The organism is Paraglaciecola sp. (assembly GCF_030730205.1).
GTDB lineage: Bacteria > Pseudomonadota > Gammaproteobacteria > Enterobacterales > Alteromonadaceae > Paraglaciecola.
In genome coordinates this window covers 1-13,266 of record NZ_JANQVQ010000260.1, presented here as the reverse complement: position 1 = coordinate 13,266, position 13,266 = coordinate 1, and the positions used below count along the sequence as shown (strand labels likewise).

Here is a 13,266-nt window from a genome sequence, read left to right as displayed (position 1 = left end):
TTATTTAAATGCATGGGTAATATTCTGCTATCAGGCTGAATTGGATCACCCTGCAGGTAAAAACTTCTGTCATACAAATCGATGTCAGCCTGTGAAAATAACCTTGAGGTTCAATCAATGAAAAACGAAATAGACAGTAAATTTATTCTCAAAGTGTTCGAAACGATTCGTTTAAAAGGTAAAAAGAAAGATGAGGCCTATTTTCTTGAGGGCGTAGAGGCAAGTACTGATTTTGACGGCTACACCTTATTTATGAAAGATGCCTTGGTTGAGTTAAGTTTTGGCTTTCACAACCAGTACCATTTTAATTACGAAAAAGAAGAGCACGCAGAGCAGTTCATTCGCAAGTTACAAGCCATTGCAGCCCTGTAGCCGAATCGCCAAATGTGCGGCTGGTCAGGGTGGTTTTATAAATCCATTAGATTAGAATAGCCAAAATTTTAATTGTGAGGATAAGGTTTGCGAGATAAAAAGGTGAAGGCACCTAAATTTAGTTGGTCTTTTTTATTACCTAATTATTGGTTGACGTGGATAAGTGTTGCACTGCTGTACACCATATCATGGCTACCTTATCGCTTGCAGTTGTGGCTGGGTAAGGGGCTCGGTAAGTTAATAAAATTATTGGCGCCCAAACGTTACCAAATCGCTAAACGAAACCTTGAGCTATGTTTTCCTGACTACACCGACGCGCAACGTGAAGCCCTGTTAGCCGCCAACGTTGATAATGCAGGTATGGCGGTGCTTGAAACCAGCATGGGCTGGTGGTGGCCAACGTGGCGGGTGGCCAGAAAAGCCGAATTTGAAGGTTATGAACATGTTGAGGCCATACTTGCTAAAGGCAAAGGGGCATTGGTGTACGCCATTCATAATATGAATCTTGAGTTTTCTGTGCGTGTTGCGGGTTTAAAAAAACCCTCAGTGGCCTTTTATCGCAAGCACAACAATAAGCTCATGGATTACATGCAATACCATGGGCGTAATCGTTCTAACAAATACATGGTGAATAAAAAAGACGTTCGGGGTTTGATATCTGCCTTAAATGATAAAGAGGTGTGTTTCTATTTGCCCGACCAGGATTATGGACGGAATAAATGTGAATTTACCCCGTTTTTTGCTGTGCCAGAAGTTGCCACTACTACCGGTTCGTTGTTGTTTGCCAAGCAGGCTAATTGTGAAACTCTATTTTTAGCGTCAGTACGCACCAAAACAGGGTACAAAATTAAAATCGTTCCTGGACTTGAGAATTTCCCCAGTGGAGACGATAACTATGATGTAGCCAGAATGAATAAAAAGATTGAAGAAATGATACTGATCGCGCCAGAACAATACCTGTGGATGCATAAACGCTTCAAAACGCGCCCTGATCCAAACGGCCCTTCTTTGTATGGCTAGCGCTAATCAACAAAAAAAGGTTGCGGCCAACAGAAAAAAAATGGCCAAGATGGGCAATTCAGGCTTGGGTGTGCCCAATCATTCTGAATCCGTCTTTTGGGCCAAACATGTGGCTTTAGCGCTATTAATCATTGTTGTCGGTGGTATTGTGATTTTCTTGCAACAACGCAATGAATCCAAACCCACGCCTGAGGGTGAGGTTAAATCAAAGTCTATCTCAGACAATATGAGCAAATTTTATTCTGAATATCGGTTGTCTTCGCGCCATCCTCGAGAAGATGGTTTAGGTGATTTTGTCTTAGAAGTAAAAGAATCTGATGTGCCATTGAACGAACGTCTGCAAAAAATGGAAAGTATTCAAAAGCCGATATCCGGGCGTTGGGTGGGTGAGTATAAACATCGGACCTTTAAGGCCGGTACCACTTTGCGAAGTGCTATTACGAATTACGCGCAAGCAGAAGGTATGCAGGTTATCTGGGAGCTAGATCAAGATTTCATCGTAAAACACCAGTTTCAAATGGAAGACACCATCTTAGGCAGCTTGCAGAGTATATCAAACGCCATTGATTCAAACTTTGATGGCAAGGTAAAAGCCTACGTGTGCCCCAAACAGCGCTCCTTAGTGATTACCCAAAAAAAATCAGAATATCTAAACCAAGAATGCGTTGAAGCTAGAATGTAGGGGGTTAAGACATAATGCGCCGCCAAATTTCGCTTACCTGTGATTTATGTTGCTGTAACTCTGCTGTGTAAGATGCGTAACTTCTATTTTGTAGGCTTAAACGATGATTTTGGTTACGATAGCTTAAATAGGCATTTTTTAATTGTTGAGCATCATCCGAGCTAATCGAGCCCGTTTCTACTAATGACTCCAACACCCGAACATTATCCGTCCACGTAGCAATTGAATGGGCTTCATGACAATACGCTAAGGTTAAATATTGCACTATAAATTCAATGTCAGCGATACCACCACTGTCTTGTTTCAGATCAAATAGCTCTGCTGTTCCTTTGGCTAAGTGTTGGCGCATTTTTTCGCGCATCTCGACCACTTGTGTACGTAACTCTGACGGTTCGCGCTGACGTGAGAGTATGCTTAAACGTAGTTTGTTAAAGTCGCTGAATAATTGTTTATCACCGTAAATAAACCGTGCGCGACACAGTGCCTGATGTTCCCAAGTCCACGCTTCTGTTTCTTGATAGGTAACAAAGCCATTGAAATGACACACTAATAAACCTGATTGACCCGCAGGGCGCAATCGCATATCAATGTCATACAACATACCTAGGCCTGTTTTAGTGGTAAAAATATGTAAGATGCGTTGCGCTAATTTAAAATAAAATTGACTACTTTCAATCGGTTTAACTCCGCTGGTCAGTTGATTTCCTTCACAGTTATGAATAAAAACCAAATCCAAGTCCGAACCATAACCTAGCTCCCAGCCACCTAATTTACCAAAACCTAAAACCGCAAAACTTTTGTTTTGTAAGTCTCGTGGTCCTGCGTTTTCACAGTTAGGCTCTCCGTGTTTTTCGGCCAGCTGTTGCCAAGCGATGTCGATGACATGGGCAACGATAGCCTCTGCCAAAAATGTGAGATGATCGCTGATTTTCATGATGGGTAAGGCGCCGGCAATATCGGCAGCGGCGATTTTAAGTTGCTGACTCAATTTAAATTGGCGTAAGGTTTCCATTTGTAATTCAAGATCATCGGCTTCTACCCGCAACAAGGCACGGCGCAGCTCACTAGGGTACTCGCGCAGTTCAGTGGGATTATACAAGGTTGCGGGATTAATCAGCTCGTCGAGTAGCAGCGGAAAACGAGATAGCTGTTCAGTAACCCACGGACTCGCACTACACAGATTCACTAGCTGTTTTAGCGCGCCCTGATTCGCCAATAATAATTCTAAGTAAGCCGTACGTCCCAATATAGCTTTGAACACCTGTAATACCCGTTGCAAACGCTCTAAAGCGGGGAGTTCGGTGCAATTCAACACATTAACAATTAGCAGGGGCATTAGGCTATTTAGGGTGTTATAACCCCGTTGGCCGATTCTGCTGGTTTTTAGGCTTTTACTAAAATCAATGAGCTGCTCACGAAACTTACTCGCATCTGCAGGTGCCAGCCATTGAGCCAACAGGTTTTGGCACTCTGGTTCATCTAAATCAAGTTGCCATAAGTCAATCGCAGCTTGCTCGGTAGCGCTAATGGGTTCGTCTTCTTTTGCGCTGTCGTCACCGATAAGCAGTAAAAACTGGCTATGAATAAAATCACAACAATTTTGCAGTTCAGCTAAAAACTCTGAGTAAGTGTTAAAGCCCATGACGTATTGTAAGCGCAATTTATCTTGATCGTTGTCGGGCAAGACTTGCGTTTGTTTGTCAGCAAATTGTTGCAAGCAATGTTCGACTTTACGCAGCCATAAATAATTCACTATCAGTTTATTTCCCTCATTTTCGGGCAATATCTCTAGGCTAATAAGCTGTTTGACCGCTGCCAACAAACTGTAGAGTTGCAAGCTGAGTTCTCGCCCTCCGCGGATGAGTTGCAAACTTTGCACAATGAATTCTGCTTCACGAATACCCCCTTGCCCCAGCTTAATGTTGTCTACTAAGCCACGGCGCCTCACCTCTTGTTGAATTAGGGCCTTCATGTTGCGTAGCGATTCAATTGCGCTGAAGTCAAGATAGCGGCGATAAATAAAGGGTTTTAGGATGTGTTGCAGTTCATCGCTATAAGCGCAAGGTGGATTGAGTATGCGGCCTTTTAATAAGGCATAACGTTCCCAGTCTCGGCCTTGCTCTTGGTAATAATCTTCAAACGCGCCAAATTGCATGACCAAAGGACCGCTATCGCCCAGCGGACGCAAACGCATATCAACGCGATACACTTGGCCATCGGCAGTAATGTTATGTAAGGAGTTTATTAAGCTTTGCGCTAGCTTTGTAAAAAACTGCTGATGCTCAATGCTTTGGCGCCCGCCTGAGGTTTCGCCTTGCTCAGGATACGTAAAAATAAGGTCGATATCGGATGAAAAGTTAAGTTCGCGTCCACCTAACTTACCCATGCCAATGATAAGAAGAGGTTGAGGGCCAAATTCACCTTGCGGCACGCCGTATCGCTCGGTTAACTTTTTGTAGAGCCAATCATTTGCTTGCACGATAAGCTGATTAGCTAACTCAGAAACCTGCAACAATGACTGCTCGACCTGCTGCAAATTAAGCAAGTCTCGCCATGCGATAATGGCCATTTGTTTGTTACGAAACTGGCGCAAACAGCGATTTAACTCTACTTCACTTGTTACGGCGCTTATCTCATCTGTGAGTAAGCGGCAGTAATCGACGTTGGCTGAGTTGTGATCGTTTATTAAATTATCGACTAGCGTAGGGTATTTCAAAACTTGCTGGTAAATAAAATCACTGAGGGCAAAACCGTGTTTTATCGTGGATTGATGTGCATGCCATGCGGGGTTAAATTCTGCTAATTGGCTTAATTCGTCCCAGCGTTTTTGACCCAAAGCATCAAGAGAGATAGCAAGAACGAATGACGATGGCATGATAGATTCCTTAACATAAGTCAGCAATAAAAGAGGGCGGTTGGCGTTCGTGAGCGTTTGGATAAACGAGCATGTCGGCGACTAAATGTAGTTTGTCTGCTTTGGTTAGTTTTTTTATCCATATTTCCATTTTTAAGGCAGCAGAGTGATCACTCATTCGACAACAATAACGTAAGGTTAATGGGCCTTTACCTTTTAAGGCTTTTGCGCATTTTGGTCCGCTGGAGTTGTGCTCGTTAAAACGCCGAGCCATGTCTTTGCAGATCCCAGTATAAAAGTGGCCAAATTTATTTTCTATAATGTAAACAAACCACATTGCATTAACAGCTTAGTTAGCTAAAACCGGTAAGTTACCAGATTGCCTACAGATGTTAAGTGTAAATGATAACAATTGTTGGTGAATACAAGGACTGGTTAAGAGCAACAACATGAAGCACTCTGTCATACTTCAGTATACATGTGTACGCTCAAAATATATGATTGTTATTCTCCTTCATTCAAGAATTTTTTATGAACCAAAGTAACAGTAACAGACCCTATTCTGTGATTGAAGAATGGTTAAATGCTAGCACCCACGCCTTAGGATTTTTTGCTGCCATCGCCGCTTTAGTCGCCCTGTTGGTGAAGGCACAAGATTTATATGCGCAGGTGGTCGTGACGGTTTATGCCCTTTCGATGCTGCTGATGTTTTTATCTTCAACCCTTTATCACTCGGTCTCTCAACCTAATTTAAAGTTAATATTAAAGGTCATAGACCATAGCGCTATATATCTGTTGATAGCAGGTACTTACACTCCTTTCATGCTACTCAGTGTTGGTGGTGGGATTGGCTTAGGTGCCACTATCATGATTTGGGTGATAGCCTTAAGCGGTATTGTGTTTAAATGTTTTGTAAAAGGCAGGTTTCAAAAACTATCGGTAGCCCTGTATGTGGTCATGGGTTGGTTAGCGCTTTTCTTTATCTATCCCCTATATCAAGCCCTACCTAGCGGTGGTTTATGGTTGTTAGTATGTGGCGGACTCAGCTACACCATTGGGGTATTGTTCTATGTTGCTAAAAAAGTGCAATACACTCACGCTATATGGCACGGCTTTGTTGTGGCCGGATGCATGTGCCATTTTTTCGCAATTTATTATTATGTTTTATAAAGCTGCATAATCAGACTACAAAGCTATGGTATAAAGGGAGTCAGTGAACTCAACTTAGTGCTCAAACCATTAAGCATGAGTCGTAATATATTGCCTAGTTTTTGCCAAATGGCTTAAGCTAGCTTTATTTTTAGCCAGTTATTTGGAGCAAGTGATCATTAATTATGTATGAGAATTATTACGGACTAACTTCTAAGCCATTTCAACTAACGCCCGACCCCAGCTTTTTCTTCGGCAGCAAATGGCATAAACGGGCCATGTCTTATCTACAATATGGCTTATCTCAGGCAGAGGGATTTATTGTTATTACTGGTGATATTGGTACCGGTAAAACCACTATTGCCAATAGTTTACTTGATCAAATGCAAGCCGATATTGTGGCGGCGCAGATAGTGACGCCAAAACTAACACCAGATGAACTGGTAAAAATGGTGGCAAGTAAATTTCATATTAATGTACAAGGCAGCACAAAAGCCGATATTTTGAATGATTTAGAAGCCTTTTTAATGAGTTTACACAAGCAAGGTAAGCGCGCTTTATTGCTAGTTGACGAAGCACAAAACTTACCGCTAGAAACCATTGAAGAGCTCCGTATGTTGTCTAACTTTCAGGCCGCGGGAAAGCCGCTTTTGCAAAGCTTTTTGCTGGGGCAAGAAGAGTTGCAACCCATTTTACGCGCACCCAATATGGAACAATTCAGGCAACGTATTGTGGCATCTTGCCATTTGGCCCCCCTTACTGATAGCGAGTGTCAGGGTTATATCGAATACCGCATGCAACATGCAGGTTGGGCGGGTGGTAAGCTATTTTCAGAAGGCGCTTACGACAGAATTTTTCAGTTCACCCACGGCGTACCGCGAAAAATCAATACCCTGATGGATCGAATATTGTTGTACGGATTTTTAGAAGAATTAGAAACACTTGATGAAAACGCGGTAGAAAACGTGATCAAAGAAGTGACTGAAGAAATGTTTTTACCGGAGAAAAAAGCTCAAAGTTCTGCCGAGCCAGCTAGCATTTTGGATGCTCCTGTAGAAGAAGGGCAGGTAAAAGATGTTGAATATTATAAAACCATGTTAGCTGAATTAGTTGAAGCACTTGATAATGCCATCAGTCAAAAAATTAAGCTAACACGCTACATCGATCGCCTACTAAAAAAGAAATATAAAACGTATATCCGATTAAAATCTGACGATTAAGCGATCTGTTTAGCAAAATTGTTCATATAAACGCCAAGTAGTTAAAAGGTTAAGTATTTGTTACAAATTGTCGATACTAACATTGAACTAATAGGTTAGTATCTTATCCAATCTGTGCAATACTTAATTTAGCAATCAATTATTTGGAGGGGGTTATGAAACGGTCGAGGTTTGATAAAACAAGTTACGGGGATGTAGTAGATTTTCATGCAATGAAGGATCGTCGTAAAGCGTATTATCATGGCAAATATAATAAAGAAATTTTTTCAATTGTAGTTGTTGCCGCAGGTGTAGCAATGTTTATGCTACGCCAAGGTGCCTAGTTAGCGTTTTTGTCCTTTTCAGACACCAACCACCTGTGAGACTTATTCTAAGCCCAGGTGGTTTTTTGTCTCTCCTGTAGTCATTTCTTGGTTTATCCTGCCAATCGAGATTGAATGAACTCTGCTAGTTTAGCGCTGGCTTGGGGATGTTCAGAGTCTTTATGAAACAAGCATATTTTAATTCTACCCAGTTGCGGCAAATTAGCGTGCTCAATAATATCTAATTGTGCTGGCACGCTGCTTCTGGCCAGCGCACTAATGCCTAGTCCTTGTTTTATGGCTGCGGTAATGCCCGTTAAGTCAGCATTGGTATAGCTAATGCGCCATGATAGGGTTTGCATTTTTAACTTACTGATCACGCGGCTGCGGTAAACGCAACCATCAGGGGCCAGCACCAACGATAAACTGTCTTGCGCCATCGGCCGGTTTTTATCACCCACCCACACTAAATCGTCGTTGAGTATCAATTGCCCATCGGTATTCGTATCGGGATCTATCAGAGCCATAACTAAATCAAAGCCGAGATTATCTTTGCTTAATAAGGATTTGCTTAATGCTGACGTGACCTCTAAGGAGACATTGGGATAGAGCTGACTAAACTCGCCGATAATATTTGGCAGTAAAGTGGTGGCAAATTCGCTTGGTATACCAAGGCGTAAACGCCCTTTTAACGACACAGGTTGAAACTGGTTGAACACCTCATCGTTGAGAGCTAAAAGTTGCTGAGCACTTTTATATAATTTTAAGCCATCGTGATTTACTAAATGACGTTGCCCGACTTTATCAAAGAGCCGAACATCAAGCTGCTCCTCAAGTTTTTTTATTTGCAAACTGATGGCAGGTTGTGAACGCCCAAGTTTTTCACCCGCTTTGGCATATCCCCCTAAATCGATGACCGTTACAAACGTACGTAAATTGTCCAATGAAAGCTGTTTCATAACTAAAATAGCGACTATTTATCAATAAGGTTAGTTAATCATTATTGATAGATACATAAGTTTTGTAAATGTAAATATTAATATTATCAATTTGTTGTGCACAGAAGTGCTGCCTATACTCGAGGCACTTAATTCACTTAACAGTCGCAATTATCATGTCTAATAAAACCGTTCTCTTTGCAAAACATATCGAATCTGGCGCCAAAATGGTTGACTTTCACGGTTGGGAAATGCCCATCAATTACGGCTCTCAAATTGAAGAGCACCATGCTGTGCGTAAAGACGCAGGCATGTTTGATGTGTCTCACATGACTATTGTTGATGTGGTTGGCGCTCAAGCGAAGGACTACTTGCGTTACTTATTAGCCAATGACGTTGAAAAATTACAAGACAAAGGTAAAGCCTTATATAGCGGCATGTTAAATGAAACTGGCGGTGTGGTAGACGACCTTATCGTTTACTATTTTGACGTGACCAATTACCGCTTAGTGGTTAACTCAGCAACCCGTGAAAAAGACATGGCTTGGCTGACCTCTAATGCTGAAGGTTTTGCAGTAGACATCATCGAACGCCCTGAGTTTGCCATGATTGCCGTACAAGGCCCTAATGCCAAACAAAAAGCCCATAGTGTGTTTTCAGCGGCGCAAATTGAAGCTGTTAACGGCATGAAAGTCTTTTATGGTGTGCAAGCTGAAGACTTGTTTATTGCTACTACCGGGTATACAGGTGAGGCAGGCTACGAAATCATCGTACCCAATGACGAAGCCCCTGCATTATGGCAAAAGCTGCTTGACGCTGGTGTTACACCATGTGGTTTAGGCGCCCGTGATACCTTGCGTTTAGAAGCCGGTATGAACTTGTACGGTCTAGATATGGACGAAACGATATCGCCCCTTGCAGCCAATATGGGCTGGACAATTACGTGGGAGCCACAAGAACGTAACTTTATTGGCCGCCATGCCCTGGAACAGCAAAAAGCAGCCGGCACAGACAAGTTGGTTGGTTTAGTCATGACTGAAAAAGGCGTATTGCGCTCTGGCTTAAAAGTCATGGCTGATGGGGCAGAGGGCGTCATTACCTCAGGTACGTTTTCTCCAACTCTTGGACACAGTATTGCCCTGGCCAGAGTACCTGCTGCGGTCGGTGCAACTGTTGAGGTGGAAATGCGCAAAAAGTGGGTTACAGTAAACGTGGTTAAACCCAGTTTTGTCAGAAATGGCAAAAGCACCTTATAAACAACAAACTAATCAAACAACTTCGCATAAACATATTTAGGAAACGTTATGAGCAATATACCAACCGATTTACGCTTTGCTTCAACTCACGAATGGGTACGCCACGAAGGTGGCAATATTTATACAGTGGGCATCAGTGACCACGCTCAAGAATTGTTGGGCGACATGGTGTTTGTTGAATTACCTGACGTAGGTGCCGTTGTTGGTGCTGGTGACGATGTTGCTGTTGCCGAATCAGTAAAAGCAGCATCTGACGTGTATGCGCCTATTGGCGGCGAAATCTTGGAAATCAACGAAGAGCTTGAGCATTCACCAGAGCTAGTTAACAGCGATCCTTATGGTGAAGGTTGGATGTTTAAGATTAAAGCAGAAGATCCAGAAGAAGTTGAAGGCTTATTCGACGCTGAAGGTTACGAAAATAGCATCGACGAAGAGTAAGTAGCAGACAAAACGAGACCATTATTGGTTTCGTTTCGTGCCGGGTTTTTAATTCAATTACTTTGTAGATAAATGTCAGTTTATCTACAAAGCATCTTATTAGGAAATTGTAGTCCGTTATGTCATTAGCAAATTTTTCACTATCACAACTTGAGCAAAGCAAAGACTTTATTCGCCGCCATATTGGTCCTAGCGAGTCAGAAATTGCCTCTATGTTAGACACAGTGGGCGCCAAAAGCCTCGACGACCTAATTCAGCAAACTGTGCCAAGTAGTATCTTGTCTCCATCCCCCCTCAAGGTAGGTGAAGCGCAAACTGAAGTGCAAGCGCTGGCTTACTTAAAAAGTGTGGCAAGTAAAAATAAGCTAAATAAATCATTTATTGGGATGGGCTATTATGACACCCTCACGCCCAATGTTATTTTACGTAACGTACTTGAAAACCCGGGTTGGTATACTGCTTACACGCCTTACCAGCCAGAGATAGCTCAAGGTCGCCTTGAAGCCTTATTGAATTTTCAACAAGCCACTATTGACTTAACCGGTATGGAGCTCGCTTCTGCCTCGTTATTAGACGAAGCAACCGCAGCAGCTGAAGCCATGGGCTTGGCCAAGCGTGTGTCTAAAAACAGTAAAGCCAATGCCTTCTTTGTGGCTGATGATGTGCACCCACAAACCTTAGATGTGGTATCAACTCGTGCCGCCATGTTCGGTTTTGATATTATTGTGGGCAAAGCCGAAGAGGCCAGCCAACACGATATATTTGGCGCACTTTTACAGTATCCAGGCACCAGTGGTGCCGTCGTTGATTTAACCGAGATCATTGACGCCGTGCATGCCAAAAAAGGCATTGTTGCCGTCGCCGCTGACCTACTCAGTTTAATGTTACTCAAGCCACCGGCTGAAATGGGCGCTGATGTCGTACTTGGTTCAGCCCAGCGTTTTGGTGTACCTATGGGCTATGGTGGCCCACACGCGGCATTTTTTGCGACCCGTGACGATTATAAACGCTCATTACCTGGCCGTATTATCGGTGTATCAAAAGATACCCGCGGTCGCCCAGCCTTGCGCATGGCCTTACAAACTCGCGAGCAACATATTCGTCGCGAAAAAGCCAACTCAAACATCTGTACAGCTCAGGTATTGTTGGCCAATATGGCCTCATTTTATGCGGTCTATCATGGTCCTGAGGGCCTGCGTACTATTGCATCACGTATCCACCGGTTTGCAGACATTCTTGCCGCCGGTTTACACAAAGCGGGTTTCGAATTAGTTAACTCAACGTGGTTTGATACCCTTGCCGTGAAAGTAGGCAACAATAAAGACGCCATCGTAGCCAAAGCCTTAACTTCTGGCATCAACTTACGCACTGACATTGACGGCGTATTGGCTATCAGTTTAGATGAAGCCACCACACGCGCTGATTTACAGGCTGTGTACAGCGTGTTTACTGGCGCAAATGTAGAACTGGATATTCAGGCTTTTGATAAAGAAATTATCGCCTTGGGCAGTCAGTCAATTCCTGCCAACTTAATGCGTGAATCAAAAGTACTGACTCACCCTGTTTTCAACAGCTATCAGTCAGAAACTGAAATGCTGCGTTACATTAAGTCATTAGAAGATAAAGACTTGGCACTTAACCATTCAATGATCTCATTGGGCTCATGTACCATGAAGCTCAACGCGACGGCTGAAATGATCCCCGTCACGTGGCCAGAGTTTGGTAAGTTGCACCCCTTTGCCCCTATCGACCAAGCCCAAGGCTACAAGCAAATGATGGATGAGCTAAGTGAATGGCTTATTGACATTACTGGTTACGATGCCTTATCGATGCAACCAAACTCAGGCGCACAAGGTGAATATGCTGGTTTGGTAACCATCCAAAAATACCATCAGAGTCGTGGCGAAGGACATCGAAATATTTGTTTGATCCCAAGCTCTGCACACGGTACTAACCCCGCTACAGCACAAATGGTGAGCTATAAAGTAGTGGTGGTTAACTGTGATAAAAACGGTAACATCGACGTAGCCGATTTACGCAAAAAAGCCGCTGAAGTCGCCGATAAACTAGCGTGTGCCATGATCACTTACCCATCTACTCATGGTGTATACGAAGAAACCATTAAAGAGATTTGTAATATCGTGCATGAATTTGGCGGCCAAGTATACATGGACGGTGCCAACATGAACGCGCAAGTGGGTATTACTTCACCGGGCTTAATTGGCTCAGATGTCTCACACTTAAACTTACACAAAACCTTTTGTATTCCGCACGGTGGTGGTGGACCAGGCATGGGCCCAATCGGTGTAAAAGCGCATTTAGCGCCGTTTTTACCTAACCATAAAATCATTGGTGTTGAAAACGTGGGTGACGGTGAAGTACGCAGCAATGGTGCGGTATCAGCAGCGCCTTGGGGCAGTGCCTCTATTCTGCCGATCAGTTACATGTACATCAAAATGATGGGCAGTGAAGGCCTAAGAAAAGCCACAGAAGTCGCTATTTTAAACGCCAACTACGTTGCTAAAAAGCTTAGCGGCCACTTCCCAGTGTTATACCGTGGTCGTAACGACCGGGTTGCCCACGAATGTATTATTGACTTACGCCCACTTAAAGAATCATCAGGTGTAACAGAAATGGACGTAGCCAAACGCTTAAACGACTACGGTTTCCATGCGCCCACCATGAGCTTTCCGGTCGCGGGCACCTTAATGATTGAGCCCACTGAATCAGAAGCCAAGGCCGAACTTGACCGTTTTATTGAGGCCATGCTCAGCATTCACGCTGAGATCGCAAAAGTAGAATCAGGCGAATGGGACGCAATCGACAACCCACTGCACAATGCACCGCATACCCTAGAAGATATCTGTGACAGCAACTGGAACCGCAGTTACGATCGCAAACTCGCCGCATACCCAGTCGCCGCAGTCGCTAGAAATAAGTTCTGGCCGTCGGTAAACCGTATTGATGATGTGTGGGGGGACAGAAATTTACAGTGTTCTTGTCCGTCGATAGAGTCATATCGCGAAGAGTAATTT

The 13,266-nt window shown here is 43.4% G+C and carries 12 protein-coding genes; 9 read left to right on the top strand and 3 right to left on the bottom strand.

The window, feature by feature from the left end; translation table 11 throughout:
* Positions 1–117 precede the first annotated feature (117 nt).
* The 3 genes from NWQ57_RS17130 to NWQ57_RS17120 all read left to right on the top strand — a co-directional run bounded on the left by NWQ57_RS17130 (position 118) and on the right by NWQ57_RS17120 (position 2,074).
* Positions 118–372, top strand: a complete 255-nt coding sequence (locus NWQ57_RS17130) for a DUF3081 domain-containing protein (protein ID WP_306023387.1) — start codon at positions 118–120, stop codon at positions 370–372.
* Between the two features lie 87 nt (positions 373–459).
* Positions 460–1,392 (top strand): LpxL/LpxP family Kdo(2)-lipid IV(A) lauroyl/palmitoleoyl acyltransferase, encoded by a 933-nt coding sequence (lpxL, locus tag NWQ57_RS17125; protein WP_306023386.1) that lies wholly within the window; start codon positions 460–462, stop codon positions 1,390–1,392.
* A gap of 49 nt (positions 1,393–1,441) precedes the next feature.
* On the top strand, positions 1,442–2,074 hold the full coding sequence (locus NWQ57_RS17120) for a toxin co-regulated pilus biosynthesis Q family protein (RefSeq protein ID WP_306023401.1): 633 nt from the start codon (positions 1,442–1,444) through the stop codon (positions 2,072–2,074).
* Positions 2,075–2,078: 4 nt separating this feature from the next.
* On the opposite strand, the gene glnE is transcribed toward NWQ57_RS17120, so the two are convergent.
* Positions 2,079–4,949: a bifunctional [glutamate--ammonia ligase]-adenylyl-L-tyrosine phosphorylase/[glutamate--ammonia-ligase] adenylyltransferase gene (glnE, locus tag NWQ57_RS17115; RefSeq protein WP_306023385.1), complete on the bottom strand. Its 2,871-nt coding sequence runs from the start codon at positions 4,947–4,949 to the stop codon at positions 2,079–2,081.
* A gap of 10 nt (positions 4,950–4,959) precedes the next feature.
* A complete protein-coding gene (locus tag NWQ57_RS17110) occupies positions 4,960–5,265 on the bottom strand; it encodes a GIY-YIG nuclease family protein (RefSeq protein WP_306023384.1) in 306 nt (101 codons plus the stop codon).
* Positions 5,266–5,459: 194 nt separating this feature from the next.
* Here NWQ57_RS17110 and NWQ57_RS17105 point away from each other — a divergent pair, with 194 nt between their 5' ends.
* The 3 genes from NWQ57_RS17105 to NWQ57_RS17095 all read left to right on the top strand — a co-directional run bounded on the left by NWQ57_RS17105 (position 5,460) and on the right by NWQ57_RS17095 (position 7,620).
* Positions 5,460–6,098 carry a hemolysin III family protein gene (locus tag NWQ57_RS17105; protein WP_306023383.1) on the top strand — a complete coding sequence of 213 codons (639 nt, stop codon included), beginning with the start codon at positions 5,460–5,462 and terminating at the stop codon, positions 6,096–6,098.
* 164 nt (positions 6,099–6,262) lie between these two features.
* A complete protein-coding gene (locus tag NWQ57_RS17100; RefSeq protein ID WP_306023382.1) occupies positions 6,263–7,297 on the top strand; it encodes an XrtA/PEP-CTERM system-associated ATPase in 1,035 nt (344 codons plus the stop codon).
* A gap of 155 nt (positions 7,298–7,452) precedes the next feature.
* Positions 7,453–7,620 (top strand): hypothetical protein, encoded by a 168-nt coding sequence (locus NWQ57_RS17095; RefSeq protein ID WP_306023381.1) that lies wholly within the window; start codon positions 7,453–7,455, stop codon positions 7,618–7,620.
* A gap of 92 nt (positions 7,621–7,712) precedes the next feature.
* Here the strand turns inward: NWQ57_RS17095 and NWQ57_RS17090 are convergent, their stop codons facing one another.
* Positions 7,713–8,558, bottom strand: coding sequence for a LysR family transcriptional regulator (locus NWQ57_RS17090; RefSeq protein ID WP_306023380.1), 846 nt, complete (start codon positions 8,556–8,558; stop codon positions 7,713–7,715).
* Between the two features lie 155 nt (positions 8,559–8,713).
* Here NWQ57_RS17090 and gcvT point away from each other — a divergent pair, with 155 nt between their 5' ends.
* The 3 genes from gcvT to gcvP all read left to right on the top strand — a co-directional run bounded on the left by gcvT (position 8,714) and on the right by gcvP (position 13,263).
* Positions 8,714–9,793, top strand: coding sequence for a glycine cleavage system aminomethyltransferase GcvT (gcvT, locus tag NWQ57_RS17085; RefSeq protein ID WP_306023379.1), 1,080 nt, complete (start codon positions 8,714–8,716; stop codon positions 9,791–9,793).
* A 48-nt stretch (positions 9,794–9,841) separates the two neighbouring features.
* Positions 9,842–10,231, top strand: a complete 390-nt coding sequence (gene gcvH / locus NWQ57_RS17080) for a glycine cleavage system protein GcvH (protein ID WP_306023378.1) — start codon at positions 9,842–9,844, stop codon at positions 10,229–10,231.
* Positions 10,232–10,350: 119 nt separating this feature from the next.
* The gene (gene gcvP / locus NWQ57_RS17075) at positions 10,351–13,263 is read left to right on the top strand and encodes an aminomethyl-transferring glycine dehydrogenase (protein ID WP_306023377.1); all 2,913 of its coding nucleotides are present in this window, start codon (positions 10,351–10,353) and stop codon (positions 13,261–13,263) included.
* The last annotated feature ends 3 nt before the right edge of the window (positions 13,264–13,266 follow it).

What these genes read in the sequence shown, in the direction of transcription:
- gcvT (WP_306023379.1), top strand. Translation starts at nt 8,714, where the DNA reads ATGTCTAATAAAACCGTTCTCTTTGCAAAACATATCGAATCTGGCGCC.
- NWQ57_RS17120 (WP_306023401.1), top strand. Translation starts at nt 1,442, where the DNA reads ATGGGCAATTCAGGCTTGGGTGTGCCCAATCATTCTGAATCCGTCTTT.
- NWQ57_RS17110 (WP_306023384.1), bottom strand. Translation starts at nt 5,265, where the DNA reads ATGTGGTTTGTTTACATTATAGAAAATAAATTTGGCCACTTTTATACT.
- NWQ57_RS17095 (WP_306023381.1), top strand. Translation starts at nt 7,453, where the DNA reads ATGAAACGGTCGAGGTTTGATAAAACAAGTTACGGGGATGTAGTAGAT.
- glnE (WP_306023385.1), bottom strand. Translation starts at nt 4,949, where the DNA reads ATGCCATCGTCATTCGTTCTTGCTATCTCTCTTGATGCTTTGGGTCAA.
- NWQ57_RS17100 (WP_306023382.1), top strand. Translation starts at nt 6,263, where the DNA reads ATGTATGAGAATTATTACGGACTAACTTCTAAGCCATTTCAACTAACG.
- gcvH (WP_306023378.1), top strand. Translation starts at nt 9,842, where the DNA reads ATGAGCAATATACCAACCGATTTACGCTTTGCTTCAACTCACGAATGG.
- NWQ57_RS17130 (WP_306023387.1), top strand. Translation starts at nt 118, where the DNA reads ATGAAAAACGAAATAGACAGTAAATTTATTCTCAAAGTGTTCGAAACG.
- gcvP (WP_306023377.1), top strand. Translation starts at nt 10,351, where the DNA reads ATGTCATTAGCAAATTTTTCACTATCACAACTTGAGCAAAGCAAAGAC.
- NWQ57_RS17105 (WP_306023383.1), top strand. Translation starts at nt 5,460, where the DNA reads ATGAACCAAAGTAACAGTAACAGACCCTATTCTGTGATTGAAGAATGG.
- NWQ57_RS17090 (WP_306023380.1), bottom strand. Translation starts at nt 8,558, where the DNA reads ATGAAACAGCTTTCATTGGACAATTTACGTACGTTTGTAACGGTCATC.